This window comes from Serratia montpellierensis (genome assembly GCF_020858655.1).
In the GTDB taxonomy this organism is placed as follows: Bacteria; Pseudomonadota; Gammaproteobacteria; order Enterobacterales; family Enterobacteriaceae; genus Serratia; species Serratia montpellierensis.
Map to the genome: position 1 here is coordinate 614,480 of NZ_VOSN01000013.1, position 24,194 is coordinate 638,673.

Below are 24,194 nucleotides of genomic sequence, written 5' to 3' on the forward strand. Positions count from 1 at the left end.
CCGCGCGAAACGAATGGTTGAAAGCGGAGTGAATGCGGTCGGGGGAAACGCCCCCGACGCCTTATTGATTCCGGAACTTGTCGAGGAATTGCTGGGTGCGCTGATGCTGCGGATTGGCGAACAGCGCTTTGGCCGGGCCCTGTTCAACGATGCGGCCGTGATCCATAAAGATAACCCGGTCGGCCACGTCGCGGGCGAAGCTCATCTCATGGGTGACGATCACCATGGTGCGTTTCTCTTCCGCCAGTGAGCGCATGGTATTGAGCACTTCCCCCACCAGCTCGGGATCGAGCGCCGACGTCGGCTCATCGAACAAAATCACCTCCGGCTGCATTGCCAGCGCGCGCGCGATAGCCACCCGCTGCTGCTGCCCGCCGGACAGTCGACGTGGATAAGCCTGCTCTTTGCCGCTCAGGCCCACCTTGGCCAGCAACGCGCGGGCGCGCTGTTCCGCGCTGGCTTTCGCCTCGCCTTTAACGATAACCGGCCCTTCGATGATGTTTTCCAGCACCGAACGGTGCGGGAACAGGTTGAAGTTCTGGAACACGAAACCGACCTGCTGACGCAGCGCCCGCACCTGATTTTTCTGTTTGCTCAGCGGCTTGCTGCCGTCGATCAGGATATCGCCGACGCGAATGGTGCCGGAATCCGGCTCCTCCAGCAGGTTAATGCAGCGCAACAAGGTGGTTTTCCCCGAACCGCTCGGCCCGATGATCGCCACCACTTCGCCGGCGTCCACCGCCAGATCGATCCCATGCAGCACCGTCTGACCCTTGAACTGCTTGGTCAATTGCTTAACTTCAATGGCACTCATGCGCTACTCCTGATCCTGGCGATTAACGTGGGCTTCCAGACGGTTTTGCAGCGCGGAAAGCAGGGTTGCCATCACCCAATAAATCAGCGATGCCGCCAGGTACATGGTGAACACTTCCAGCGTGCGCGAGGTGATCAGCTGCGCCTGGCGGAACAGTTCCGGCACCTGTATGGTGGCGGCCAGCGAGGTGTCTTTCACCAAGCCGATAAAGCTGTTGCCCAGCGGCGGCAAGGCGGTGCGCGCCGCCTGCGGCAAGATCACCCGACGCAGGGTTTGCCAACGGGTCATGCCGATGCTGGCGGCGGCTTCCCACTGCCCTTTGTCGATCGACGAAATCGCCGCACGCAGCGTTTCCGAGGTGTAAGCGGCGGTATTGAGCGACAGGCCAATCAGCGCCGCCGGGAAGGGATCGAACTCGATGCCGAACTGCGGCAGACCGTAATAGATCATAAACAGTTGGGCGATCAACGGCGTACCGCGGAACAGCGACACGTAGATACGCGACAGCCACGACAGCGGCCAAAGCGGTGAAAGGCGCATCAGCGCCAGCAGAAAACCGAGCAGCAACCCCAACGCCATACCGCCCAGGCTGAGCTGAAGCGTCAGTATTGCGCCCTTCAATAAAAATGGCGCTGAATCCAGCGCCAGTTGAATACTTTCGTGCATTATTTAGTTACGTCCGCGCCAAACCATTTCTCGGAGATCTTCGCCATCGTGCCGTCTTTTTGCATCTCGGCGATCGCCTGGTCAATCGCTGCCAGCAGCTCTGGGTTGTTCTTGCGCAGCGCCACGCCGGATTCCTGGCGAGAGAACGCCGGGCCGGCTACCGCCAGCGTATCGCCGGTTTTCTTCACCAGATCCAGCGCCGCCAGGCGATCCACCAGAATGGCGTTGATGCGGCCAACGCGCAGATCCTGATACTTGGTCGGGTCATCGTCGTAGGTGCGCACGTCCACGCCCTGCACGTTCGCGCGCAGCCATTGCTCATAGTTGGTGCCCAGGCCCACGCCAACCTTCTTGCCCTTCAGGTCTTCCGGCTTGGTGATGGTGCCTTCGTTGCCTTTTTTCACCAGCGCCTGAATACCGGAAACGGTGTACGGGGTGGAGAAGTCATATTTCTTCTTGCGCTCATCGGAGAGCGTGACCTGGTTGATAACCACGTCGATACGTTTCGAGTCCAACGACGCCAGCATGCCGTCCCACTTGGTCGGGTTCAGCTTGGCTTTCACGCCCAGATGTTCCGCCAGCGCGTTGGCGAAATCCACTTCAAAACCGGTCAGCTTGCCGTCTTCACCCTGGAAGCTGAACGGCGGATAAGTGCCTTCCAGCCCGACGATCAGCGTGCCACGCTGTTTCACCTGCTGCAGCAGATTGTCGGCGGCATAGGCTTGAGTCGTCACACCGGCGGCCAATGCGATACCCACCACGCCCAACAACCATTGACGACGAACTTTCGCAAACATCATAAACACCCCTGTGTGTTATTTATCTTTTTTGATATCAGCACTTTAACAGTGCGACCGTCCGCATAAAGGAATATAACTTTATAAATATAGTTCAAAATGGAATAACAAGCGGTATTTACACCTGCGGATGGTAGGCGAACAGCGCCGGCGCACCGCCGGTGTGAACGAACAGAATAGGACCTTCATCGCGGAAGCGCCGCTGGGCGATGCCGTCGATCAAACCGGCCATCGCTTTGCCGGTGTATACCGGATCCAGCAACACGCCCTCTTGCTGCGCCAGCAGCTGCACCGCCGCCATCCCCTCTTCGTTCGGCATGCCGTACTGCGGCGCGAAATAATCGTCCCACAGCGCGATCGGCGCCAGTTCGTCGATATTCAACGAACAGGCCAGAGCTTTCTGGATCTGCTCCACCTTCGGCAGCTGATCGATCACGGTGCGCGAAACCGTTACGCCGATCAGATCGGTTTCCGGCAACAGCTGCTGCAATCCTACCGCCAGCCCGGCGTGGGTGCCGGCGCTGCCGGACGCCACCACCACCGAACTGAACGCCACGTTGCTGCGTTGGCTCTGTTCGGCGATTTCCAATGCGCACTGCACGTATCCCAGCGCGCCCAGCGCATTGGAGCCGCCCACCGGCACCACGTAAGGCCGGAACCCCTGCGCCTCAAGGCGCGTCGCCAGTTCCGCCAGCTGTTGCTGCGGATCGTGCAGCGCTTCGCACATCACCACCTCGGCGTTGAACAGGCCGAGCAACAGGCGGTTGCCGTTGGTCAGGTAGTTTTCCGCGCGGGTGTCGATAGGGTTTTCCAGCAGCGCGACGCAGTGCAGGCCGAGTTTCGCCGCCACCGCCGCCGTCTGGCGCACGTGGTTGGATTGAATGGCGCCGGCGGTGACCAGCGTATCGGCGCCTTGTCGCAGTGCGTCGGCGGCCAGAAACTCGAGCTTTCTCAGCTTGTTGCCACCCATGGCCATTGGAGTGACATCGTCACGTTTGAGGTAGATTTCGCGGCCGAGGTAATCGGAGAGACGGGACAGCTTTTCGAGCGGTGTGGCGGTGCCAACCAGATCCAGACGCGGAAATTGCGCCAGTTGTTGTTGCAGGTTCACTACTTCCCCCCAGGGAATCGAATATCAACATCTGATAACCGATAGATTTAGCAGATGTGAACTGAATAATCATCCTTTATCACGGGGGAAACAGCAGGCCCCGGCCCAACGGCCGGGGAAAAGTCTCAGTAGCTGCGCTGCCAGGCGAGATACTGATCGTATTTGCGCAGCGCAATGCGGTAGTTGTTGTGCGCCGCGGTAGGCAGATCGTCGATGATGCGCTGATGGCTGGCGCTGCTGGCGAATTTATCCGCCGGATAGTTGCGCGCCACCAGCATTTCGTCCAGCCGGCGCAGCCGCACCACATACTCGCGGATGGTGCTGTGGCTCATCTCGGTCTGTTCGAACAGATACTGCTTGAACGCCATGATGTCGAAATAGCTCGGGTGGCTGTTGCAGGAGATCTCGCTGCAAAAGCGGCACAGCGCGGTCAGCTCGTGCTGCACGTTTTGCCAGACCGCATCGTCGATCGGCTGATCCATGCGCGCGATGGCTTCTTTATTGATAATCTTGCCGCGAAACACCAGCGCCATGCGGTCCAACAGTTTGCCGCACTGGGAGCAATGGGTCTGGCTGTGCTTGTAGTCTTTCAGGTAACGGCTAAGCGGCCGTTTCTTCAACAGTATTCCTGGCATAAAGGGCAGTCCGATTGTCGCATGAGTCATCGAGTTGAGGGGCGGCGGGTCGCCGTCAGGTATCGTTCGCCAGCCGCGCACGCAGCCGTTTGATCGCCTGACTGTGCAGTTGGCTGACTCGGGACTCCCCGACGTCCAGCACGGCGCCGATCTCTTTGAGATTCAACTCTTCCTGGTAATACAGCGTCAGCACCATTTTTTCGCGCTCCGGCAACGCCTCGATGGCGTCGATCACTCGTTGGCGCAGGCTGCCTTCCAACAGGTGATGCAGCGGGTTGGCCTCTTCATGCCCTTCCAGCATCGGTTCCGCGTTCTCGCCATGCTCCTCGCGCCATTCGTCGTAGGAGAAAAGCTGGCTGTTATTGGTGTCCAACAGAATTTGACGGTACTCATCCAGCGAGATATTCAGCGTCTGCGCCACTTCCGTCTCGCTCGCCGGGCGGCCGTAACGCTGTTCCAGTTGCCGCATCACCTGCGCGACCTCGCGCGCATGGCGCCGCACGCTGCGCGGCACCCAGTCGCGGCTGCGCAGCTCGTCGAGCATCGCGCCGCGAATGCGCTGCACCGCATAGGTGGTAAAGGCGGTTCCTTGTAGGGCGTCATAACGCTCAACGGCGTTCAATAGCCCGATTCCCCCGGCCTGCAGCAAGTCGTCAAGCTCCACGCTGGCGGGCAGCCTAACCTGCAGGCGCAACGCCTCGTGGCGCACTAACGGCACGTAGCGCAGCCAGAGAGAATTTTTGTCCATCACGCCTTCGGCGGTATACAGATCGCTCACTATGTCTTAAACCTGCGGATAAGAGAGTCAGCGCTATTATGCGTAGGGGGCGAAATGCCAATCGGCGGAACAGTCGCACAAAACGGGCTTTATTTGCGCCATGTAATAACCGGGCGGCGCGCGAACATAAAAAAACCCCGCCGAAGCGGGGTCTTTTTGCGACAGTTAATCGGGAGAGACGATTAACGCAGCAGGGACAGAACGTTCTGAGTAGACTGGTTAGCCTGTGCCAGAACAGAGGTGCCAGCCTGTTGCAGGATGTTGGCACGGCTCATGTTGGACACTTCGGTCGCGTAGTCAGCATCCTGGATACGGGACTGAGAAGCGGACAGGTTGTTAACGGTGCTGTTCAGGTTGTTGATCACAGAATCAAAACGGTTCTGTACCGCACCCAGGGAAGAACGCAGGCCGTCAACCTGTGCCAGCGCTTTGTCCAGGGTATCCAGTGGGTTTTTCATGGTGACGGCAGTGCCTTCGGTTACTTTACCGTCTTTGTCTACAGAGGCTGCAGCGTAAGTTTTAGCACCGGTAGTTTTGTCGGTAGTTTCGACAAACATCGCATCTTTACCATCTGCACCTTTACCAGAGATCAGCGCCTTACCGTCAGCCAAACCGCTTTTCGCAGTGGCAGCATCGTAAACAACGTCTTCACCGGTAGCAGCTTTGATGTGAGCGCCGGTAGCAATCGCGGAACCCGCAGTAGGGCCTTTAGTAGTAACGTCGAAGCCATCCAGACCCAGTTTAGTGGAGTCGATTTTCTGCAGGTTGATGTCGATAGTTTCACCGTCGTTAGCGCCAACCTGGATGGTCAGTTTCTGATCGCTGCTCAGCACTTTCACGCCGTTGAAGTCAGTCTGCGCGGAGATACGGTTGATTTCCGACATGCGCTCGGTGATTTCGTCCTGGATGGATTTCAGGTCGCTGCTGGAGTTAGAACCGTTCTGCGCCTGTACGGTCAGACGACGGATGTTCTGCAGGTTGTCGTTAACTTCGTTCAGTGCGCCTTCAGTGGTCTGCGCCAGAGAGATACCGTCGTTGGCGTTACGGGAAGCCTGAGTCAGACCTTTGATGTTAGCGGTGAAACGGTTGGAGATCGCCTGACCCGCAGCGTCGTCTTTAGCGCTGTTGATACGCAGACCGGAAGACAGACGCTCAATCGCAGTGCCCAGAGAAGACTGAGATTTGTTCAGGTTGTTCTGCGCCATCAGCGACAGGCTGTTAGTGTTGATTACTTGTGCCATTGTTTGCTTTCCTTACGAGTCAGTTGCGTTCTTCGCAACACAGTTAAAAGGTTCGGGCTTATTTGCCCACGGCGTCAACCACCGTCCCCTCAGGTATCGGCCCTCCCCCAACAACCTTTAGAATTTTTTTATTTTTTTTTACGTCTGCGGCAATGGCGGAAATAACGCGCTTTTTCCCTCCTCTATTGCGCCATCGTTTTTTTGTTTTTTTCGGTAAACTTTTTCATCACTGAGCCGATAACGCGTAAAGCGAATAAAGTCATAATCAAGGAGAATTACTCATGGCAACGATCAGTTCATTAGGTCTCGGCTCAGGACTCGACCTCAACGGCCTGCTGGATAAGCTGACTAAAGCGGAACAACAGCGCCTGACCCCTTACACCACCAAACAGTCAAGCTATAACGCACAGCTGACCGGTTACGGCACGCTGAAAGGCGCACTGGAAAAGTTCGACAACCTCAGCAAGGAGATGGCGAAAGAGGACTTCTTCAAGGCGACTACCGCCACCGAACATGACGCCTTTAAAATCACCACCAACGCCAAGGCGGTACCGGGCAACTACGTGGTGGAAGTGAACAAACTGGCGCAGGCGCAAACCCTGACCACGCAGGCGAAAGTCAGCGATCAAGGCGAAAAATTAGGTAAAGAAGGCATCACCAACCGCTCTCTGACCATCACCGCCGGCAACCCGCCGAAAGAAACCAAGATCCCGCTCAGCGACGATCAAACCTCTCTGCTTGAGATGCGCGATGCCATCAACGGCGCCAAAGCCGGCGTCACCGCCAGCATCATGCGCGTCGGCGACAACGACTATCAGCTGGCGATCAGCTCCTCCACCACCGGCGAAAACAACAAGATTTCCCTCCAGGTCGATAACGACGATAAGCTGGGCGATATCCTGAACTACAACGCCACCCGCGGCACCACCACTGCCATGAAGCAGACGGTCGCGCCGCAGGATGCGGAGCTGATGGTGAACGGCACAGCCATCAAGCGCAGCACCAACTCGATCAGCGATGCCCTGCAGGGCGTTACCATCGATTTGAAAACCAAAACCAAAACCGATGAACCGCAGCACCTGGTGATCAGCGCCAACACCGCCGGCACCACCGACAAAATCAAAGAGTGGGTCGATAGCTATAACTCACTGCTGGACACCTTCAACGCACTGTCCAAGTTCACCCCGGTGAAAACCGGCGAAGCGCCAAACCCCAGCAACGGTCCGCTGCTGGGCGACAACACCCTGCGCGGCGTTCAGTCGTCGATCAAAAGCGCCCTGAGCGCAGCCCAGGATAACCCGGATTTGAAAGGCCTGGGCAACCTCGGTATTTCCACCAACACCAAAACCGGCAAGCTGGAAATCGACAGCGCCAAGCTGAAGAAAGCGATGGATGAGAAGCCGGATCAGGTCAGCAACTTCTTCGTCGGCAACGGCAAAGACACCGGCATGGCCACCGAGATCCACAACCAGATCCAAAGCTACATCAAATCCGGCGGCATCATCGAGAACTCGACCAAGAGCATCAACACCAACCTCGATCGCCTGAACAGCCAGATCACCACGGTCACCGCCAGCATTCAGAACACCATCGATCGTTATAAACAACAGTTCGTTCAGCTGGATACCATGATGTCGAAAATGAACGGCACCAGTAACTATTTGGCTCAACAGTTCAAGTAACCCTTTAACAAGGTAAAGAAAACAGCATGTATAACCGTAGCGGCACTCAGGCCTATGCACAGGTCAGTCTGGAAAGCGGCGCCATGAGCGCCAGCCCGCACCAGTTAATCGTGATGTTGTTCGACGGGGCGCTCAGCGCCCTGCTTCGCGCACGCATCCTGATGAACCAGGGCGATATCGCCGGCAAAGGTATGGCGCTGTCCAAAGCCATCAACATCATCGACAACGGCCTGAAAGGCGGCCTCGACCCTCAGCAGGGTGGCGAGATCGCCGAAAACCTGGCGGCGTTGTACGACTACATGAAGCGTCGGTTAATGCAGGCCAACCTGCATAACGACGAAGCGGCGATCGCCGAAGTGGTCAAACTGCTGGAAAACATCGCCGACGCCTGGCGCCAGATCGGCCCCAACTACCAACCTTCGCAGGACGCCATGTAATGGAACGTCAACAGCAGCTGTTAGCCGCTTATCAACAAATTTACAGCCTGAGCAGCCAGATGATCGCGCTGGCGCAAACCGGGCGCTGGGAAGAGCTCGTCGAACTCGAGTTCGCCTACGTGACGGCGGTGGAAAAAACCGCCGCCTTTACCGGGCAAGCCGGCCCGTCAATGGCGCTGCAGGAGATGCTGCGCAATAAGCTGCAACAGATCCTCGACAACGAAACCGAGCTCAAGCGTCTGCTACAGCAACGCATGGATGAGCTGAAAACGCTGATCGAGCAGTCCACGCGCCAGAACGTCGTCAACAATACCTACGGCCAGTTTCATGATCGTGCACTGTTGCTGGGGGAACCACAGGTCCGATAACATCGACAATACTGACGAAAATGGATTAAATAGCACCATGCGCTATTACTCTCGGGTTACGTTAGGATATTAATCTATGGCATTTGAATTATTCAGTTTATGGGTAATTAGTAAAATGCGCGCTTCGAGCCTGGCTCTCACTTTAATGGATAAGCATCATCCCGACACGGACGTTTTCTGTTCAGCAGGAAATTGATTTTTGATAGATAAAACACGCCGCTGTGTTTCACAGCCCATGGAAAAATGTTGCTCCAACGCGGATCAAAGCGTAAAGATATTCTCAGATAATGGCTGCGAAATGAATATCGATGGAACGTACAATTAATCTCTGTTCAGGAATTGGTGCCTCAGCGCACATCATTCAGCATACTGAATTATTATTCCCTTCAGTCTATTTTGAGCAACCACATCTGTACCTGATACAACAAGGCCATAAGCGCGTACGCTGGCAACAACACGAAGTGGTGGCTCATCCCGGCGAGCTGTTGATTATCGACGGGGGACAAACGGTGGATATTATTAACGGCCCCTCTGAAGAGGGAGTGTTCAGCTGTCAGTTGCTGACCTGCGACCCTCTGTTGCTCACTCTTCAGCCTCCGGCCGAGGAAACGCCGGCGCCGATGCCGTTCGATGCCGTCCTGGCGCTGCGCAATCTGCCCTGCGCCCTGAAGCACAGCTTTGAGACCACCAGCCTGGCGCTGGCGCTCCGGCAGCGTTTTCCCACCATCATCGTGCGGCACAAAATGCTGGAGATTCTGCTGTGGCTGGCCCAGTTCGGCATTCGCTTCATCCACAACGAAGCTAAAGACCTGACGCAGCGCGTGCGCCGCTGCCTGGCAACCGATCCACACAGCATTTGGACCGCGGCCAAAGTCGCGGAGAGCCTGTCGATGAGTGAAGTGATGCTGCGCCGCAAACTGTCGATGGAAAATACCGCGTTGCGCAACCTGATGATCGACGTGCGCATGAGCAGTGCGCTGGCCCTGCTGCAATCCACCGACTGGCCGATCTCCGCCATCGCACAACATGTCGGCTATGAAAGCGCGTCGCGTTTCGCCGAACGTTTTCGCAAGCGCTTCGGCTTCGCGCCTACCGCCATTCGCGGCCACCAAAGGATTATGGAGCCTGGTTCCCTGGGAACCGAAGCGATAGCCGCCGGAGAAACCTAAATAGACGCGCAACAAAATGGCTTTATTTGGCACAGGTCCCTAACAGTTGTCACAACGCTGAGATAGGCTGCGTAACGTCGAACCGCCGAAGAGCAAATTAAACGATGCGTAATGAAAAGCGATTATTTTCTCTGACAATAATGTTGTTGGGGCTGTGGCTTTTAGCCTTGCTGTATGAAGAAGACATGATGCGCTTACTTGCCGCACAATAAAATGGCCAGGCTTTTATCACCTGGTCAGACTTCAATCCAGTTTAACCAAAATGCCTATTAAAACGGCGAGTACCGTCAGCATAAAAATACTGATCAGGCGCCATCTGGATTCGCTTTTTGTGCTCATTGACCGACCTCGAATAATAACCCTACTAATCAGGTTATAATAAACGGTCACCTGCGCATTCAATGAGCCTGACAGCGCCGTTTTCGTCCCTCTATTCGATACATTAGCGCCCGTTTCCAGTCGATGGTGGCGCCGACCATTACCGGTAAGATATCACCGGCGCAGCAAGCGCCAATTTCCCCGGCAGCTCCGCCACCAATTTGTCCACCGCCAGCCGCACCTTGAGCGGCTGGTAAGGCATATAGGGCCATACCACATTCACCGGAAAACTGAGGCTGGATTCACCGCGCATGATCTCCACCAACGTCCCCGCCACCAGCCGATCGCGTACCAGCCACTCCGGTAGCCAGGCAATACCGGCACCGGCGGAAACGGCATCGACGATCCCCTGCATGTCATCCATCATCATCTTGGCCGGTGGCCTGAACGACTGCAGCTCACCGTTTTCGCCGCGAAGTTGCCAGGGCAACACGGTACCGGCATGCAGATACCCCACCGCCTGATGTCGGCTTAACGCGTCCAGCGTGTTCGGTTCTCCGCTGCGCCACAGGTAATCGGGCGACGCACACAGGAGCATGCCGTGTTCGCCCAGGCGCCGGGCAATCAGACTGCCGCTGTCCGCCAGCTCGCCGATACGTACCGCCAGATCGAACCCCTCGTCGACCAGATCGATCCTGCGGTCGCTGAACGAGATTTCCAGCGCCAGCAACGGATGCTCATTCGCCAGCGCCGTCAGCAAGGGGGCGATGCACAGGTGGCCGAACAACACCGGCACTGAGACCCTGAGCCGGCCGCTGACCTGCATCTTGCCGCTGTCCAGTTGATGTTCCGCCGCCTGTATGTTCGCCAATGCCTGCCGACAGTGTTCGTAGTACAGCGCCCCTTCATCCGTCAGGCTCAGGCTGCGCGTCGTGCGCATAAACAACATCACGCCGAGCCGCGCCTCCAGCCGCGACACGATTTTGCTGACCGCGGAGCGCGTCAGATGCAGTTTTTCTGCGGCGGCGGCAAAACTGCCGCCTTCCGCCACGGCGACAAAAGCCGGCAGCGCGCTGAGATCGCTTTTCATTTTACTGTTTCCAAATTGGAATCAATTAAGTGAAAACCTATCACCACTGGTGAACACCAAGCAATGATAACCTGCAGTCATTCCGGAATTTCCGGTGAAAACCACAGATGACCGTCAGAGGACAACCACATGAAAAAAATACTGGTGCTCAAATCCAGCATTATGGGAAACGACTCGCAGACCAATAACCTGATTGATCGCTATCTGGCGGAACGTCGGGCCAAAGGACACGAAGATAAGATCGTCGAGCACGATCTGACGGCGTTGGATCTGCCGGTATTGGATGGCGAGCTGTTTAGTGCGCTGCGCGGCGCGGAAAACACCAGTCAACGCGCCAAAGCGGCGGTGGCGCTTTCCGATCGGCTGATTGCCGAACTGAAAGGGAACGATCTGCTGCTGATCGGGGCACCAATGTACAACCTCAACGTACCAACCCAGCTGAAAAACTGGTTCGATCTGGTGGCCCGCGCCCGGGTAACGTTCAACTATACCGCCACCTACCCGGTCGGCTTAGTCGAGGGCGTCAATGCGCTGGTATTCAGTTCACGCGGCGGCGTACACGCTGGCCAGCCGACCGATGCCGTGACACCCTATCTGCGATCGGTGCTGGGGTTGATGGGGATCGGCGACGTGCAGTTTATCTATGCCGAAGGGCTGGATATGAAACCGCACGGCCTCGCTCAGGGGTTGGCGAACGCCCGTGAGCGGATCACAGAATTGGCAGGCTGAAGCAAACACACAGCAGCATTGATTTGTTATAACATAACAAATATGATAACCGCGTCGGCGCCACGTCGAGCGAGCGTCGACGCTCCTACATTACACAAATGTTTTATCGCACCTTCAACCAGCTATTTCGGTAGCTGGTTTTTTTTGCCCATTGACTTCAGTATTGCCGGGCAGCACGTTTCATTTCTCGCTCGCCGGGCGACTGCGTCTTCACGGACAGCGGTGCGACAAACGCTTTCCATTCTTTGCTGGCGTCCTGATGATCCGCGTTTTTTGGGGCCAATGAATAATCATCGTTTTGCCCGGCGCATCCAGACAGCGCCATGATGCCAAGAGCAAGGTACAGTGATTTACACATCATCCTATCCCGATAAATAACCGTCGCTATAGGGTACCAAATTTCACTGAACAATGAGTGGCACGTTCATCACACCGGCATATTCATGATGTCCTGGTAGGCCGCCACCAGCTTGTTGCGCACCTGCACGCCCAGTTGCAAAGAGACCGACGATTTCTGCAGATCGACCATCACATCGTTCAGGCTGATACCCGGCGCGCCCAGTTCAAAATCCTGCGCCTGCTTGCGCGCCGTTTGCTGGGTCTCGCTGATCTTGCCGAGCGCCGCGGTCAGTTCGCTGGCGAAGCTGACGCCCTGTGGCGCCGTATTCTGCCCCATTTTGCCGGCCTGAACCGCCATGGTCTGCATCTGCTGCAGTACCCCTTCAATGCCCTGAATCGCCATCTGGTCCTCAATCATCTCGTCTCGCCGGGTGACGTTTCACCCTGCACTTCTCCAATGATGCACACCCTAGCACAGCGTTTTGAGACCTAAAGCGGCTAATTAACTGCAAAAAACCCGGCTTATCGGGCAATCGGAATCGTCTGATAAGGCGAATAATGGCCTGCCCAGAAATGGGAGCGCCGCTATTTAGAAGATATGTGTATCAGGGAGTCTGTTTTGTCACACAACGCTAACCATACCGTTCATCAGCCTGGCAGGGAGCTGCTCAGCGGCCCATACGGGATCGTGAGCGCCATTGAAGGACGAGACCTAAAATGAGTGCTTCGATAACCGCCGGCGAAAGCCGCGACAACGGCCTGCAGGCCATCTGGAGTCGTCTGCGCGCCAACCCGAAAATTCCGTTGCTGGTCGCCGCTTCCGCCGCGATCGCGATCGTCGTCGCGCTGCTGTTGTGGGTGAAAAGTCCCGACTACCGCGTGCTGTACAGCAATCTGAACGACCGCGACGGTGGCGCCATCGTCACCCAGCTGACGCAGATGAATATCCCTTACCGCTTTGCCGAGAATGGCGCAGCGCTGCTGATCCCGGCGGAAAAGGTGCATGAAACCCGTCTGCGCCTCGCGCAGCAAGGGCTGCCGAAAGGTGGCGCCGTCGGCTTCGAACTGCTGGATCAGGAAAAATTCGGCATCAGCCAGTTCAGCGAGCAGATCAACTATCAGCGCGCCCTCGAGGGTGAACTGTCGCGCACTATCGAATCGCTGGGGCCGGTGCAAAACGCCCGCGTTCACCTGGCGCTGCCTAAACCTTCGCTGTTCGTGCGCGAACAGAAATCCCCTTCCGCGTCGGTGACGCTGACCCTGCAACCCGGCCGTGCGCTGGACGACGGCCAGATCAACGCCATCGTTTATATGGTATCGAGCAGCGTCGCCGGTCTGCCGCCGGGCAACGTGACCGTGGTCGATCAGGCCGGCCGCCTGCTGACGCAGTCCGACGGCACCGGGCGCGATCTCAACGCCTCGCAGCTGAAATACGCCAACGAAGTGGAAAACGGCTTCCAGCGCCGCATCGAGGCGATCCTCGCCCCGGTGGTCGGCAGCGCCAACGTGCGTGCGCAGGTCACCGCGCAGATCGACTTCGCCACTCGCGAACAAACCGATGAACAGTACCAACCTAACCAACAGCCTGACAAAGCCGCTATCCGCTCTCAGCAAACCAGCCTGAGCGAGCAGATCGGTGGGCCACAGGTGGGTGGCGTGCCGGGCGCGCTGTCCAATCAGCCGAGCGCACCGGCCACCGCGCCGATTGAGACCGCCAAGCCGGCCAACGCCGCAGGCAACAATGCCAATACCACCGCGCAAAACGCCGCAGCCACCCGCAGCGCGGCGGCCAACGGCGTACCGCAAAACACCCGTCGCGACGCGACCACCAACTACGAGCTCGACCGTACTATTCGCCACACCCAGCAAAAAGCCGGCACCGTGCAGCGTCTGTCGGTCGCCGTAGTAGTCAACTACCTCGGCGTAGATAAAGACGGCAAACCGCAGCCGATGAGCAAAGAGCAGCTGGCGCAGATCGAAGCGCTGGTGCGTGAAGCGATGGGTTACTCCAGCAGCCGTGGCGATACCCTGAACGTGGTCAACACGCCGTTTACCGACAGTCAGGTGACCGGTGGCGAACTGCCGTTCTGGCAAAGCCAGTCGTTTATCGATCGTCTCATCGACGCGGGCCGCTATCTGCTGGTGCTGCTGGTGGCTTGGCTGCTGTGGCGCAAACTGGTGCGGCCGCAGCTGCAACAGCGCCAGGTGGCGCAACAGGCTGCCATCGCCGCCGCCAATGCCCCTGCCGCCAAACCGGCCGACAGCAGCAAACCGAGCAACGAGGAGCTGGCGCAGCGTCGTAAATCGCAGCAGCGCGTCAGCGCAGAAGTCCAGAGCCAGCGGATCCGCGATCTGGCTGACAAAGACCCACGCGTGGTCGCTCTGGTAATCCGCCAATGGATGAGTAACGAGATATGAGCCTGACCGGAACCGACAAAAGCGCCATCCTGCTGATGACGCTGGGTGAAGATCGCGCGGCGGAGGTGTTCAAACACCTCTCCTCGCGCGAAGTACAGCTGCTGAGCGGCACCATGGCCGGCATGAGCCAGGTTTCGCACAAACAGCTCGGCGAAGTACTGACCGAGTTTGAAGACGACGCCGAGCAATACGCGGCGCTGAGCGTCAACGCCAGCGACTACCTGCGTTCGGTGTTGGTCAAAGCGCTGGGCGAAGAGCGCGCCGCCAGCCTGCTGGAAGACATTCTCGAATCGCGCGAGACCACCACCGGCATGGAAACGCTCAACTTTATGGAACCGCAGAGCGCTGCCGATCTGATCCGCGACGAACACCCGCAGATCATCGCCACCATCCTGGTGCACCTCAAACGCGGCCAGGCGGCGGATATCCTGGCCCTGTTCGACGAACGCCTGCGCAATGACGTGATGCTGCGTATCGCCACCTTCGGCGGCGTGCAGCCGGCGGCGTTGGCGGAGTTGACCGAAGTGCTGAACAATCTGCTCGACGGCCAAAACCTCAAGCGCAGCAAAATGGGCGGGGTGCGTACCGCCGCCGAGATCATCAACCTGATGAAAACCCAGCAGGAAGAAGCGGTCATCGACGCGATGCGCGAATACGACGGCGAGCTGGCGCAGAAGATCATCGACGAGATGTTCCTGTTCGAAAACCTGGTGGAAGTCGACGATCGCAGTATCCAACGCCTGCTGCAGGAAGTGGAAGGCGAGTCGCTGCTGATCGCGTTGAAAGGCGCCGAGCAGCCGCTGCGCGAGAAGTTCCTCAAGAACATGTCGCAACGCGCTGCCGACATCCTGCGCGACGATCTGGCCAACCGTGGGCCGGTGCGCATGTCGCAGGTGGAAAACGAGCAGAAAGCCATCCTGCTGGTGGTGAGACGCCTGGCGGAAAGCGGCGAAATGATCATCGGCGGCGGCGAGGACACCTATGTCTGATCGCATTAACACCCTGCCCTGGCAGCCCTGGTCGCTCAACGACCTGGGCGAACAGAAACCGGCTGTAGAACTGCCGCAGTTGCCGGATCTCGAACTTGACGATCCGTCGCCGGATGCACAGGCCGAATTGCAACAGCAGCTGGCCACGCTGCGGCTGCAGGCCGAGCAACAGGGCCAGCAGTTGGGCTATGCCGACGGCCAGCAAAAAGGCTATGAGGCCGGTTTTCAGTCTGGTCTGGAGGAAGGTCGCCAGCAAGGGCTGCTGGAAGCGCAGCAGCAGCAACTGCCGCTGACCGCCCACTGGCAGCAGCTGGTCACCGAATTCCAGCATACGCTGGACGCGCTCGACAGCGTGATCGCCTCCCGACTGATGCAGCTGGCGCTGACCGCCGCCAAACAGGTGCTGGGCCAACCGCCGGTGTGCGACGGCACCGCCCTGCTAGCGCAGATCCAACAGCTGATCCAGCAGGAGCCGATGTTCAACGGTAAGCCGCAGCTGCGGGTCCACCCGGACGACTACCCGCGCGTCGAGCAGCAGCTGGGGGTCACCCTCAGCCTGCACGGCTGGCGCCTGTTGGCGGACGGCGAACTGCACCCGGGCGGCTGTAAGGTCAGCGCTGAGGAAGGCGATCTCGACGCCAGCCTGGCGACGCGCTGGCATGAACTGTGCCGCCTGGCGGCACCGGGAGAAGTCTGATGACCGCGCGTCTCGGCCGCTGGCTGAGTTCTCTGGATACGCTGGAAAAGCGCATCGCGCGCGCGCCGACGGTGCGCCGCTACGGTCGCCTGACCCGCGCGACCGGGCTGGTGCTGGAGGCCACCGGCCTGCAGCTGCCGCTCGGCGCGACCTGCCTCATCGAACGGCACAACGCCGGCGAGGTGCAGGAAGTGGAAAGCGAAGTGGTCGGCTTCAACGGCCAACGGCTGTTCCTGATGCCGCTGGAAGAAGTGGAAGGTATCGTGCCGGGCGCGCGGGTTTACGCCCGCATCGCGCCGGAAGGCCAAAGTGCCGGCAAACAGCTGCCGCTCGGCCCGGCCCTGTTGGGGCGGGTGCTGGACGGCAGCGCCAAACCGCTCGACGGTCTGCCTTCACCGGAAACCGGTTACCGCGCGCCGCTGATCACCGCGCCGTTCAACCCCTTGCAGCGCACGCCGATCGAGCAGGTGCTGGACGTGGGGGTGCGCACCATCAACGGCCTGCTGACCGTCGGTCGCGGCCAGCGCATGGGCCTGTTCGCCGGCTCCGGCGTCGGCAAGAGCGTGCTGCTCGGCATGATGGCCCGTTATACCCAGGCGGATGTGATTGTCGTTGGCCTGATCGGCGAACGTGGCCGCGAGGTCAAAGACTTTATCGAGAACATTCTCGGCGCCGAAGGCCGGGCGCGTTCGGTGGTGATCGCCGCGCCGGCGGACGTGTCGCCGCTGCTGCGCATGCAGGGGGCGGCCTACGCCACCCGTATCGCCGAAGATTTCCGCGATCGCGGGCAGCATGTGTTGCTGATCATGGATTCCCTCACCCGCTACGCCATGGCGCAGCGTGAGATCGCCCTGGCCATCGGCGAGCCGCCGGCGACCAAAGGCTATCCGCCGTCGGTCTTCGCCAAGCTGCCTGCGCTGGTGGAACGCGCGGGCAACGGCATCAGCGGCGGCGGTTCCATCACCGCTTTCTACACCGTATTGACCGAAGGGGACGATCAGCAAGACCCGATCGCCGACTCGGCGCGCGCGATCCTCGATGGCCACGTGGTGCTGTCCCGACGCCTGGCGGAAGCCGGTCACTATCCGGCGATCGACATCGAAGCGTCGATCAGCCGCGCCATGACGTCGCTGATCGACGAAGAGCATTACCGCCGGGTACGCACCTTCAAACAGATGCTGGCCAGCTATCAGCGCAACCGCGATCTGATCAGCGTCGGCGCCTACGCGGCGGGCAGCGATCCGTTGTTGGACAAAGCGATGACGCTGTATCCGCAGATGGAAGCTTACCTGCAGCAGGGCATCTTTGAACGCAGCGGCTATGATGAAGCCTGTCAACAGCTGCAGCAGTTGATTGTTTAACGTCACCAGAGGCGCACAGCGATGAAATCACAATCCCCCCTGATTACCCTGCGAGATCTGGCGCAGGATGCGGTGGAACAGGCCGCGCAACAGCTGGGCCAGGTACGGCAGGCGCAGCAGGCGGCAGAGCAACAGCTGTCGATGCTGCTCAACTATCAGGACGAATACCGCCAGAAGCTGAATCATACGCTCTGCGACGGCATGGACAGCTCACGCTGGCAAAACTACCAGCAGTTTATCGGTACGCTGGAACAGGCCATCGACCAGCACCGCCAGCAGCTGCTGCAGTGGGGGCAGAAAGTGGATCATGCGGTGAAGCAATGGCAAGACAAACAACAGCGGCTGAACGCTTTCGAGACCCTGCACACCCGCGCCATGACGGCGGAGCAGCAGCAGGAGAACAAACGGGATCAAAAACTGATGGATGAGTTCGCTCAACGCAGTGCACAAAGGAATATCAACCCATGAATCTGAACGCCCTGCCCGGCCTGGCCTTACCCGGCGACGCCGGCGGCCTGGCCGAACTGACGTCGACGCTGGATGAAAGCCAGCTGTCTTCCGCTTTCGCCCAGCTGCTCGGCGCACGTTTCGCGCCTGCCGCCGACGGCAAACAGCCGCCGGTCGCGCTGAGCGCGGACGAGGAACGCGCCCCGGCCCTGAGCCGCAACCAGCTCAATCAACTGCTGGCCACCTTCGGCGAGCTCGGCGGCCTGCTGCCGGGCCAGACAACCTCAGCCGATACGCTTTCACCTGAGGGCGCCGAGGGCGAGGCGCCCACCGCCGGCGACAAACCGGCGCAGCCGCCGATCGCCGCCGCCAAAGAGCTGGATGCCGCAACGCTGCAGGCGCTGTACGCCATGCTGCCGGCCGCGCTCGTCGCCCAGGCGCAACCGACCGAAGGCCAACGCTCGCTGACGGTGGAAAGCGCTGACGAGGCGACTGCACTGCAGCCCGGCAATGGCCTGCTGAACATTGCGGCGGCCGGTGATAAAACCGCCGCGCGTTCATCGGCATCCCCTGCTCCGTCGCTGACAGGGGCGAAAACGCCGGCCACCGGCGACGATAATGCCAAGGCGGCGCTCCCGCAACCGACCAGCGGTGAGCGCGCAAGTGCCGCACAGCCGCTGCCGGCGAGCGATGCACAGCAGCAACCGACGCTCAACCACGCCATCGCCCTGGCCGCCGCCAGCCCAACGCAAACGGCCGCCCCTGCCAGCGCACTGGTAACCGCACCGCCTACGCCGCAGCTCAACGCGCAATTGGGCAGCCCGGAGTGGCAGCAGGCGTTGAACCAACAGGTGCTGATGTTCCACCGCAACGGCCAGCAGAGCGCCGAACTGCGCCTGCACCCCCAGGAACTGGGCGCCTTGCAGATCACGCTGAAACTGGACGATCAGCAGGCACAACTGCACATCGCCTCCGCTCTCCGCCAGGTGCGTGCGGCGGTGGAAGCGGCGATGCCGCAGCTGCGGCACGCGCTGGCGGAGAGTGGGATCAACCTGGGGCAAAGCAGCGTGGGCGGCGAATCCACCCCGCAATGGCAGCAGCAGGCGCAACAGCAGGCGTCCAACGGTCAGGGTCGTTCCAGCTATGCGGAACATCATGGCGGTGACGGCGCAGTCGCCGAGGGCGTCAGCGCGCCGGTGGCGCTGCAGCGTATGGCCAGTGCGGTCAACGGCGTCGATATTTTCGCCTAAGCCGCCGCAAACGCCCAAGCTGGCACCCATTTGCGCGTCTATTCAGGCTATTGCACGCCGCAATAGACGCGATAATACCTTTACATGTCATGCGTGCGGCTTTGCCGCGCGCCATGCCCGCCGCCTCGCCGGCCGCGGGTGGAACAACAGGAATTAGATTTCGCTATGTCTCAGAACTCCCTTCCGGCAGCACCGAAACGCCCCCTTCTGGTCATCCTTCTGGTGTTGATCAGCGTCGTCGCCTGTGGCGCCGCGGGCTACAGCTGGTGGCTGCTGCAACAGCATAAAAACGGCGCCGAACCGGCCGCCGCCAAACAGCAACCGCCGGCCGCGCCGGTGTTCATGCCGCTCGACACCTTTACCGTCAACCTGGTGACGCCGGACAACAACCCGGATCGCGTGCTGTACATCGGCCTCACGCTGCGTCTGCCAGACGAAAGTACCCGCCGTCAGCTGAACGATTTTCTGCCGGAAGTGCGCAGCCGTCTGCTGATGCTGCTCTCCCGCCAGGAAGCGAGCCAGCTGGCCAATGAACAAGGGAAACAACAGTTGGTGGCGCAGATTAAGGACGTGCTCAGCCCGCCGCTGGTTAAGGGACAACCGAAGCAGGTGGTCAGCGACGTGCTGTTCACCGCCTTCATACTGCGGTAATCACTATGGGCGATAGCATTCTTTCACAGGCAGAGATCGACGCCTTGCTCAACGGCGACAGCGCGGGTGATGAACCCGAAGCGATAGTCGGCAAAGAGAGCGAGGTCAAGCCTTACGATCCGAACACCCAGCGCCGCGTGGTGCGCGAGCGTCTGCACGCGCTGGAAATCATCAACGAACGTTTTGCCCGGCAGTTCCGCATGGGGTTGTTCAACCTGCTGCGCCGCAGCCCGGACATTACCGTCGGCCCGATCAAAATCCAGCCGTATCACGAGTTCGCCCGCAACCTGCCGGTGCCGACCAACCTGAACCTGGTGCATCTGAATCCGCTGCGCGGCACTGCCCTGTTCGTGTTCGCGCCGAGTCTGGTGTTCATCGCCGTCGACAACCTGTTCGGCGGCGACGGCCGCTTCCCGACCAAGGTCGAAGGCCGCGAATTCACCCCGACCGAACAGCGGGTGATCAAACGCATGCTGCGCCTGGCGCTGGACGCCTATGGCGACGCCTGGAGCGCCATCTACAAGATCGACGTGGAGTACGTGCGTGCCGAAATGCAGGTGAAGTTCACCAACATCACCACCTCGCCGAACGACATCGTGGTCACCACGCCGTTCCAGGTAGAGATCGGCGCGCTGACCGGCGAGTTCAACATCTGCATTCCGTTCGCCATGATCGAACCGCTGCGCGAGCTGTTGACCAATCCGCCGCTGGAAAACTCGCGGCAGGAAGACAGCCACTGGCGCGAAACCCTGGTGAAGCAGGTGCAGCACTCCGAACTGGAGCTGATCGCCAACTTCGTCGATATCCCGATGCGGCTGTCGAAAGTCCTGAAGCTGCAGCCGGGCGATGTATTACCGATAGACAAGCCGGAACGCCTGATCGCCCATGTGGACGGCGTACCGGTTCTGACCAGCCAATACGGCACGTTGAACGGGCAATATGCCCTGCGTGTTGAACATTTGATTAACCCTATTTTGAATGCTCTGAGTGAGGAACAGCCCAATGAGTGATCCTAAGCAACCGTCTGGCGAAGGAAAGGAATCCGTAGACGATCTGTGGGCTGATGCGTTTAACGAGCAGCAGTCGACAGAGAAATCCGGCGCGAGCACCGAAGGGGTGTTCAAGTCGCTGGAAGCTCAGGATGCGCTCGGCAGCCTGCAGGATATCGACCTGATCCTGGATATTCCGGTCAAGCTGACCGTGGAGCTGGGGCGCACCAAGATGACCATCAAAGAGCTGCTGCGCCTGTCGCAAGGCTCTTTGATGGCACTGGACGGCCTGGCCGGCGAGCCGCTCGACATCCTGATCAACGGTTACCTGATCGCACAAGGTGAAGTAGTGGTGGTGGCCGACAAGTTCGGCGTGCGCATCACCGACATCATCACCCCGTCCGAACGCATGCGTCGACTGAGCCGCTGATGACCGTCGCGGCGCCCGTTACCGTCCAAAGCAGCCAACCGCCCGCCGCGCCGGCCTTGCCGGCCGGTTCGGTGTTGATGCAGGTCAGCAGCGCGCTCGGCGGCATTCTGCTGCTGATCCTGCTGGCCGGTTGGCTGTTCCGTCGGCTGGGTTTCGCCCCGCAGGCGCGCAACAACAAGCTGCTCAACCTGCGCGCCAGTTGCCAGGTCGGGCAGCGCGAGCGCGTGGTGGTGGTGGAAGTCGACAACACCTTGCTGGTATTGGGCGTTACCGCCCAGCAGATCACCCCGCTGCACACCCTGCCCGCCCCGCCGAAAGACGAGGGCGCGGCCGACGCGGCGACGCCGGCGGACTTCCGCCAACTGATGCAAAAAGTTCTGAAACGCCCGGAAAAATCGGCATGACCTTGACTCTTCATACCCTCGTCCGCCGTCCGGCGGTTTGGCTCCCTGCCGCCCTGCTGTTCATCAGCCCGGCGGCTTTGGCGCAACTGCCGGGGCTGATCAGTCAGCCGTTGGCCAACGGCGGCCAAAGCTGGTCGCTGCCGGTACAGACGCTGGTGCTGTTGACCTCGCTGACCTTCCTGCCCGCCATGTTGCTGATGATGACCAGTTTTACCCGCATCATCATCGTGCTCGGGCTGCTGCGCAACGCGCTGGGCACGCCGTCGGCGCCGCCGAACCAGGTCATGCTGGGGCTGGCGTTGTTCCTGACCTTCTTCATCATGTCGCCGGTGTTCGACAAGGTTTATCAGGACGCCTACCTGCCGTTCAGCCAGGACAAGATCGGGCTGGAGGTCGCGCTGGATAAAGGCGCGCAGCCGCTGCGCGAATTCATGCTGCGCCAAACGCGCGAAACCGATCTCGCGCTGTACGCCAGATTGGCCAATCAGCCGCCGCTGGCCGGCCCGGAGGCGGTGCCGATGCGCATTCTGCTGCCCGCCTACGTCACCAGCGAACTGAAAACCGCCTTCCAGATCGGTTTTACGGTGTTCATTCCGTTCCTGATTATCGACCTGGTGGTCGCCAGCGTGCTGATGGCGCTGGGGATGATGATGGTGCCACCGGCCACCATCTCGCTACCGTTCAAGCTGATGCTGTTCGTGCTGGTCGATGGCTGGCAGCTGCTGCTCGGCTCGCTGGCGCAGAGCTTCTATTCATAACCCCGACCGGAGAACGCGAGATGACACCTGAATCGGTTATGGCGCTCGGCACCGAAGCGATGAAAGTGGCGCTGGCGCTGGCCGCCCCGCTGCTGCTGGCGGCGCTGATCAGCGGCCTGGTGGTCAGCCTGCTGCAGGCCGCCACCCAGATCAACGAAATGACGCTGTCGTTCATCCCCAAAATTCTGGCGGTGGTGGCCACCATCATCATCGCCGGCCCCTGGATGTTGAACCTGCTGCTGGACTACATGCGCACCCTGTTCAGCAACCTGCCCACCCTGATCGGCTAACCGTGCTCACCTTCGACAGCGCCCAGCTCACCGTCTGGCTCAGCCACTATTTTTGGCCGCTGCTGCGCATTCTGGCGCTGATAAGCACCGCGCCGATATTCAGCGAAAAGCAAATCAGCAAAAAGGTCAAAATCGGCCTTGGCGGGCTGATCGTCATCCTGATCGCGCCGACGCTGCCCGCCAGCAATATCCCGATCTTCTCCGCCGCCGGCCTGTGGCTGGCGATTCAACAGATTCTGATCGGCGTGGCGCTGGGATTGACCATGCAGTTCGCCTTCGCGGCAGTGCGCCTGGCGGGCGAAGTGATCGGCATGCAGATGGGCCTGTCGTTCGCCACCTTCTTCGATCCCAGCGGCGGCCCGAACATGCCGGTGCTGGCGCGCCTGCTCAACCTGCTGGCGATGTTGCTGTTCCTCAGCTTCGACGGTCATCTGTGGCTGATTTCGCTGCTTGCGGACAGCTTCCATACCCTGCCTATTCAAACGCAGCCGCTAAACGGCAACGGCTTCCTGGTGTTAACCCAGGTCGGCTCGCTGATTTTCATCAACGGCATGATGCTGGCGCTGCCGCTGATCTGCCTGCTGTTGACGCTGAACATGGCGCTCGGCTTGCTCAACCGCATGACCCCGCAGCTGTCGGTCTTCGTGATCGGCTTCCCGGTCACCATGACCTTCGGCATCATGACGCTGGGCATGATGATGCCGATGCTGGCGCCGTTCTGCGAGCATCTGTTCGGTGAAATCTTCGATCGGCTGGCGGCGGTGATCGGCGGCATGACCTTCTAAGTTCCTGTGGCGCCCCCTTCCTTTTCCCCTTTTCCGCCTGAGACAAAATGGCAATAAAAACGCTTTCTTGGGACAAAAGCCTGAGAAACGTCTTTTATCCAGATTAAGGTTCAAATGTCTCCGGCGGCTTGAATAAATAAAACTCCGACCTAGAATAGTCCCGGTAACAAAAATATCGCCCGTACTACGCTAGCCATCAGCGGCGATAAAAACACTGACTCCAAAGTAAAAATAAAAAATAACGCAGCCACGCAGGGTTAAATGCGCGGCAGATAACTTACACCCTGAATAAATGCGTCCGGCGCCTGCCGGCTGCAGGACGCAGCATCGACCTTTGCTAACCACAGGAGCGAGATCATGATTAAAGCGAAAAGCAACCGCAAGGCGCGCCGGTTATTCGGCTTGACCCACTGGAAAAGCAACAAATTTAGAGTTTCTTTTACCGAGACGGCCGACGGCGGAAAATGGAAAGTCGTGAAGAAGAAGAAGAAGAAATAACATCGCTATTTATCGTCAGGAAAATAATATCCATCGCGATTTTTCCACCGCTG

General features: G+C 59.3%; 29 protein-coding genes. 19 read left to right on the plus strand and 10 right to left on the minus strand.

Annotation, left to right across the window (positions count from 1 at the left end; genetic code table 11):
- Positions 1–61: 61 nt before the first annotated feature.
- From tcyN to FUU19_RS14720, 7 genes are all read right to left on the minus strand, one after another.
- On the minus strand, positions 62–814 hold the full coding sequence (gene tcyN, locus FUU19_RS14690; protein WP_089195983.1) for an L-cystine ABC transporter ATP-binding protein TcyN: 753 nt from the start codon (positions 812–814) through the stop codon (positions 62–64).
- A 3-nt stretch (positions 815–817) separates the two neighbouring features.
- Positions 818–1,480: a cystine ABC transporter permease gene (tcyL, locus tag FUU19_RS14695; protein WP_025303237.1), complete on the minus strand. Its 663-nt coding sequence runs from the start codon at positions 1,478–1,480 to the stop codon at positions 818–820.
- Positions 1,480–2,280, minus strand: coding sequence for a cystine ABC transporter substrate-binding protein (tcyJ, locus tag FUU19_RS14700; RefSeq protein WP_141968197.1), 801 nt, complete (start codon positions 2,278–2,280; stop codon positions 1,480–1,482). The genes tcyL and tcyJ overlap by 1 nt, the downstream gene beginning before the upstream one ends.
- Before the next feature lie 115 nt (positions 2,281–2,395).
- Positions 2,396–3,388: a D-cysteine desulfhydrase gene (locus tag FUU19_RS14705; RefSeq protein ID WP_141959513.1), complete on the minus strand. Its 993-nt coding sequence runs from the start codon at positions 3,386–3,388 to the stop codon at positions 2,396–2,398.
- 125 nt (positions 3,389–3,513) lie between these two features.
- Entirely contained in the window at positions 3,514–4,023 is a 510-nt protein-coding gene (fliZ, locus tag FUU19_RS14710) for a flagella biosynthesis regulatory protein FliZ (protein WP_025303240.1), read from the minus strand.
- A gap of 55 nt (positions 4,024–4,078) precedes the next feature.
- Complete coding sequence (locus FUU19_RS14715; protein ID WP_004934752.1) at positions 4,079–4,801, minus strand: RNA polymerase sigma factor FliA; 723 nt, start codon at positions 4,799–4,801, stop codon at positions 4,079–4,081.
- Between the two features lie 182 nt (positions 4,802–4,983).
- Positions 4,984–6,042: a FliC/FljB family flagellin gene (locus tag FUU19_RS14720; RefSeq protein WP_141968195.1), complete on the minus strand. Its 1,059-nt coding sequence runs from the start codon at positions 6,040–6,042 to the stop codon at positions 4,984–4,986.
- A 281-nt stretch (positions 6,043–6,323) separates the two neighbouring features.
- On the opposite strand from FUU19_RS14720, the gene fliD reads away from it, so the two are divergent.
- From fliD to FUU19_RS14740, 4 genes are all read left to right on the plus strand, one after another.
- Positions 6,324–7,724 (plus strand): flagellar filament capping protein FliD, encoded by a 1,401-nt coding sequence (gene fliD / locus FUU19_RS14725; RefSeq protein ID WP_060433356.1) that lies wholly within the window; start codon positions 6,324–6,326, stop codon positions 7,722–7,724.
- A gap of 26 nt (positions 7,725–7,750) precedes the next feature.
- Positions 7,751–8,161, plus strand: coding sequence for a flagellar export chaperone FliS (gene fliS, locus FUU19_RS14730; RefSeq protein WP_043138600.1), 411 nt, complete (start codon positions 7,751–7,753; stop codon positions 8,159–8,161).
- On the plus strand, positions 8,161–8,529 hold the full coding sequence (fliT, locus tag FUU19_RS14735) for a flagella biosynthesis regulatory protein FliT (RefSeq protein WP_038876898.1): 369 nt from the start codon (positions 8,161–8,163) through the stop codon (positions 8,527–8,529). The genes fliS and fliT overlap by 1 nt, the downstream gene beginning before the upstream one ends.
- A gap of 308 nt (positions 8,530–8,837) precedes the next feature.
- Positions 8,838–9,698, plus strand: coding sequence for a helix-turn-helix transcriptional regulator (locus FUU19_RS14740; RefSeq protein ID WP_230490851.1), 861 nt, complete (start codon positions 8,838–8,840; stop codon positions 9,696–9,698).
- A gap of 478 nt (positions 9,699–10,176) precedes the next feature.
- On the opposite strand, the gene FUU19_RS14745 is transcribed toward FUU19_RS14740, so the two are convergent.
- Complete coding sequence (locus FUU19_RS14745) at positions 10,177–11,106, minus strand: LysR family transcriptional regulator (RefSeq protein ID WP_230490850.1); 930 nt, start codon at positions 11,104–11,106, stop codon at positions 10,177–10,179.
- 129 nt (positions 11,107–11,235) lie between these two features.
- Between FUU19_RS14745 and FUU19_RS14750 the strand changes: the two genes are divergently transcribed.
- A complete protein-coding gene (locus FUU19_RS14750) occupies positions 11,236–11,835 on the plus strand; it encodes an FMN-dependent NADH-azoreductase (RefSeq protein ID WP_230490849.1) in 600 nt (199 codons plus the stop codon).
- A gap of 157 nt (positions 11,836–11,992) precedes the next feature.
- Here FUU19_RS14750 and FUU19_RS14755 read toward each other — a convergent pair whose 3' ends face one another.
- Positions 11,993–12,193 carry a hypothetical protein gene (locus FUU19_RS14755; protein WP_197833654.1) on the minus strand — a complete coding sequence of 67 codons (201 nt, stop codon included), beginning with the start codon at positions 12,191–12,193 and terminating at the stop codon, positions 11,993–11,995.
- Between the two features lie 69 nt (positions 12,194–12,262).
- Complete coding sequence (fliE, locus tag FUU19_RS14760; RefSeq protein WP_141972913.1) at positions 12,263–12,577, minus strand: flagellar hook-basal body complex protein FliE; 315 nt, start codon at positions 12,575–12,577, stop codon at positions 12,263–12,265.
- 314 nt (positions 12,578–12,891) lie between these two features.
- On the opposite strand from fliE, the gene fliF reads away from it, so the two are divergent.
- The 14 genes from fliF to sra all read left to right on the plus strand — a co-directional run bounded on the left by fliF (position 12,892) and on the right by sra (position 24,141).
- Positions 12,892–14,592 (plus strand): flagellar basal-body MS-ring/collar protein FliF, encoded by a 1,701-nt coding sequence (gene fliF / locus FUU19_RS14765; RefSeq protein WP_230490848.1) that lies wholly within the window; start codon positions 12,892–12,894, stop codon positions 14,590–14,592.
- Positions 14,589–15,581 (plus strand): flagellar motor switch protein FliG, encoded by a 993-nt coding sequence (gene fliG / locus FUU19_RS14770; RefSeq protein ID WP_060420814.1) that lies wholly within the window; start codon positions 14,589–14,591, stop codon positions 15,579–15,581. The genes fliF and fliG overlap by 4 nt, the downstream gene beginning before the upstream one ends.
- Positions 15,574–16,278 carry a flagellar assembly protein FliH gene (gene fliH / locus FUU19_RS14775; RefSeq protein WP_141968180.1) on the plus strand — a complete coding sequence of 235 codons (705 nt, stop codon included), beginning with the start codon at positions 15,574–15,576 and terminating at the stop codon, positions 16,276–16,278. Before fliG ends, fliH begins: the two co-directional genes overlap by 8 nt.
- A complete protein-coding gene (gene fliI, locus FUU19_RS14780; protein ID WP_141968178.1) occupies positions 16,278–17,639 on the plus strand; it encodes a flagellar protein export ATPase FliI in 1,362 nt (453 codons plus the stop codon). The genes fliH and fliI overlap by 1 nt, the downstream gene beginning before the upstream one ends.
- A gap of 21 nt (positions 17,640–17,660) precedes the next feature.
- Entirely contained in the window at positions 17,661–18,107 is a 447-nt protein-coding gene (fliJ, locus tag FUU19_RS14785) for a flagellar export protein FliJ (protein WP_033634978.1), read from the plus strand.
- Positions 18,104–19,336 (plus strand): flagellar hook-length control protein FliK, encoded by a 1,233-nt coding sequence (locus FUU19_RS14790; RefSeq protein ID WP_230507149.1) that lies wholly within the window; start codon positions 18,104–18,106, stop codon positions 19,334–19,336. Before fliJ ends, FUU19_RS14790 begins: the two co-directional genes overlap by 4 nt.
- Before the next feature lie 165 nt (positions 19,337–19,501).
- Positions 19,502–19,987 carry a flagellar basal body-associated protein FliL gene (gene fliL / locus FUU19_RS14795; RefSeq protein ID WP_004934797.1) on the plus strand — a complete coding sequence of 162 codons (486 nt, stop codon included), beginning with the start codon at positions 19,502–19,504 and terminating at the stop codon, positions 19,985–19,987.
- Between the two features lie 5 nt (positions 19,988–19,992).
- The gene (gene fliM / locus FUU19_RS14800; protein WP_025303254.1) at positions 19,993–20,997 is read left to right on the plus strand and encodes a flagellar motor switch protein FliM; all 1,005 of its coding nucleotides are present in this window, start codon (positions 19,993–19,995) and stop codon (positions 20,995–20,997) included.
- Positions 20,990–21,406 (plus strand): flagellar motor switch protein FliN, encoded by a 417-nt coding sequence (gene fliN / locus FUU19_RS14805; protein ID WP_230507150.1) that lies wholly within the window; start codon positions 20,990–20,992, stop codon positions 21,404–21,406. The genes fliM and fliN overlap by 8 nt, the downstream gene beginning before the upstream one ends.
- Positions 21,406–21,810 carry a flagellar biosynthetic protein FliO gene (fliO, locus tag FUU19_RS14810; RefSeq protein WP_230490846.1) on the plus strand — a complete coding sequence of 135 codons (405 nt, stop codon included), beginning with the start codon at positions 21,406–21,408 and terminating at the stop codon, positions 21,808–21,810. The genes fliN and fliO overlap by 1 nt, the downstream gene beginning before the upstream one ends.
- Positions 21,807–22,568, plus strand: a complete 762-nt coding sequence (gene fliP / locus FUU19_RS14815) for a flagellar type III secretion system pore protein FliP (protein ID WP_230490845.1) — start codon at positions 21,807–21,809, stop codon at positions 22,566–22,568. Before fliO ends, fliP begins: the two co-directional genes overlap by 4 nt.
- A 20-nt stretch (positions 22,569–22,588) precedes the next feature.
- The gene (gene fliQ / locus FUU19_RS14820; RefSeq protein ID WP_004934803.1) at positions 22,589–22,858 is read left to right on the plus strand and encodes a flagellar biosynthesis protein FliQ; all 270 of its coding nucleotides are present in this window, start codon (positions 22,589–22,591) and stop codon (positions 22,856–22,858) included.
- A gap of 2 nt (positions 22,859–22,860) precedes the next feature.
- Positions 22,861–23,643: a flagellar biosynthetic protein FliR gene (gene fliR, locus FUU19_RS14825; RefSeq protein ID WP_033632754.1), complete on the plus strand. Its 783-nt coding sequence runs from the start codon at positions 22,861–22,863 to the stop codon at positions 23,641–23,643.
- 357 nt (positions 23,644–24,000) lie between these two features.
- Positions 24,001–24,141: a stationary-phase-induced ribosome-associated protein gene (gene sra, locus FUU19_RS14830; RefSeq protein WP_230490844.1), complete on the plus strand. Its 141-nt coding sequence runs from the start codon at positions 24,001–24,003 to the stop codon at positions 24,139–24,141.
- Positions 24,142–24,194: the final 53 nt, after the last annotated feature.

Bases quoted from the DNA above. Each gene is read 5' to 3' on its own strand.
- tcyN (WP_089195983.1), bottom strand. From the start codon at position 814: ATGAGTGCCATTGAAGTTAAGCAATTGACCAAGCAGTTCAAGGGTCAG.
- fliI (WP_141968178.1), top strand. From the start codon at position 16,278: ATGACCGCGCGTCTCGGCCGCTGGCTGAGTTCTCTGGATACGCTGGAA.
- fliG (WP_060420814.1), top strand. From the start codon at position 14,589: ATGAGCCTGACCGGAACCGACAAAAGCGCCATCCTGCTGATGACGCTG.
- tcyL (WP_025303237.1), bottom strand. From the start codon at position 1,480: ATGCACGAAAGTATTCAACTGGCGCTGGATTCAGCGCCATTTTTATTG.
- fliD (WP_060433356.1), top strand. From the start codon at position 6,324: ATGGCAACGATCAGTTCATTAGGTCTCGGCTCAGGACTCGACCTCAAC.
- fliH (WP_141968180.1), top strand. From the start codon at position 15,574: ATGTCTGATCGCATTAACACCCTGCCCTGGCAGCCCTGGTCGCTCAAC.
- sra (WP_230490844.1), top strand. From the start codon at position 24,001: ATGATTAAAGCGAAAAGCAACCGCAAGGCGCGCCGGTTATTCGGCTTG.
- FUU19_RS14740 (WP_230490851.1), top strand. From the start codon at position 8,838: ATGGAACGTACAATTAATCTCTGTTCAGGAATTGGTGCCTCAGCGCAC.
- tcyJ (WP_141968197.1), bottom strand. From the start codon at position 2,280: ATGATGTTTGCGAAAGTTCGTCGTCAATGGTTGTTGGGCGTGGTGGGT.
- fliJ (WP_033634978.1), top strand. From the start codon at position 17,661: ATGAAATCACAATCCCCCCTGATTACCCTGCGAGATCTGGCGCAGGAT.
- FUU19_RS14720 (WP_141968195.1), bottom strand. From the start codon at position 6,042: ATGGCACAAGTAATCAACACTAACAGCCTGTCGCTGATGGCGCAGAAC.
- FUU19_RS14790 (WP_230507149.1), top strand. From the start codon at position 18,104: ATGAATCTGAACGCCCTGCCCGGCCTGGCCTTACCCGGCGACGCCGGC.
- fliE (WP_141972913.1), bottom strand. From the start codon at position 12,577: ATGGCGATTCAGGGCATTGAAGGGGTACTGCAGCAGATGCAGACCATG.
- fliN (WP_230507150.1), top strand. From the start codon at position 20,990: ATGAGTGATCCTAAGCAACCGTCTGGCGAAGGAAAGGAATCCGTAGAC.
- FUU19_RS14755 (WP_197833654.1), bottom strand. From the start codon at position 12,193: ATGTGTAAATCACTGTACCTTGCTCTTGGCATCATGGCGCTGTCTGGA.
- FUU19_RS14750 (WP_230490849.1), top strand. From the start codon at position 11,236: ATGAAAAAAATACTGGTGCTCAAATCCAGCATTATGGGAAACGACTCG.
- FUU19_RS14745 (WP_230490850.1), bottom strand. From the start codon at position 11,106: ATGAAAAGCGATCTCAGCGCGCTGCCGGCTTTTGTCGCCGTGGCGGAA.
- fliO (WP_230490846.1), top strand. From the start codon at position 21,406: ATGACCGTCGCGGCGCCCGTTACCGTCCAAAGCAGCCAACCGCCCGCC.
- fliT (WP_038876898.1), top strand. From the start codon at position 8,161: ATGGAACGTCAACAGCAGCTGTTAGCCGCTTATCAACAAATTTACAGC.
- fliL (WP_004934797.1), top strand. From the start codon at position 19,502: ATGTCTCAGAACTCCCTTCCGGCAGCACCGAAACGCCCCCTTCTGGTC.
- fliS (WP_043138600.1), top strand. From the start codon at position 7,751: ATGTATAACCGTAGCGGCACTCAGGCCTATGCACAGGTCAGTCTGGAA.
- fliQ (WP_004934803.1), top strand. From the start codon at position 22,589: ATGACACCTGAATCGGTTATGGCGCTCGGCACCGAAGCGATGAAAGTG.
- fliZ (WP_025303240.1), bottom strand. From the start codon at position 4,023: ATGCCAGGAATACTGTTGAAGAAACGGCCGCTTAGCCGTTACCTGAAA.
- fliP (WP_230490845.1), top strand. From the start codon at position 21,807: ATGACCTTGACTCTTCATACCCTCGTCCGCCGTCCGGCGGTTTGGCTC.
- fliM (WP_025303254.1), top strand. From the start codon at position 19,993: ATGGGCGATAGCATTCTTTCACAGGCAGAGATCGACGCCTTGCTCAAC.
- fliF (WP_230490848.1), top strand. From the start codon at position 12,892: ATGAGTGCTTCGATAACCGCCGGCGAAAGCCGCGACAACGGCCTGCAG.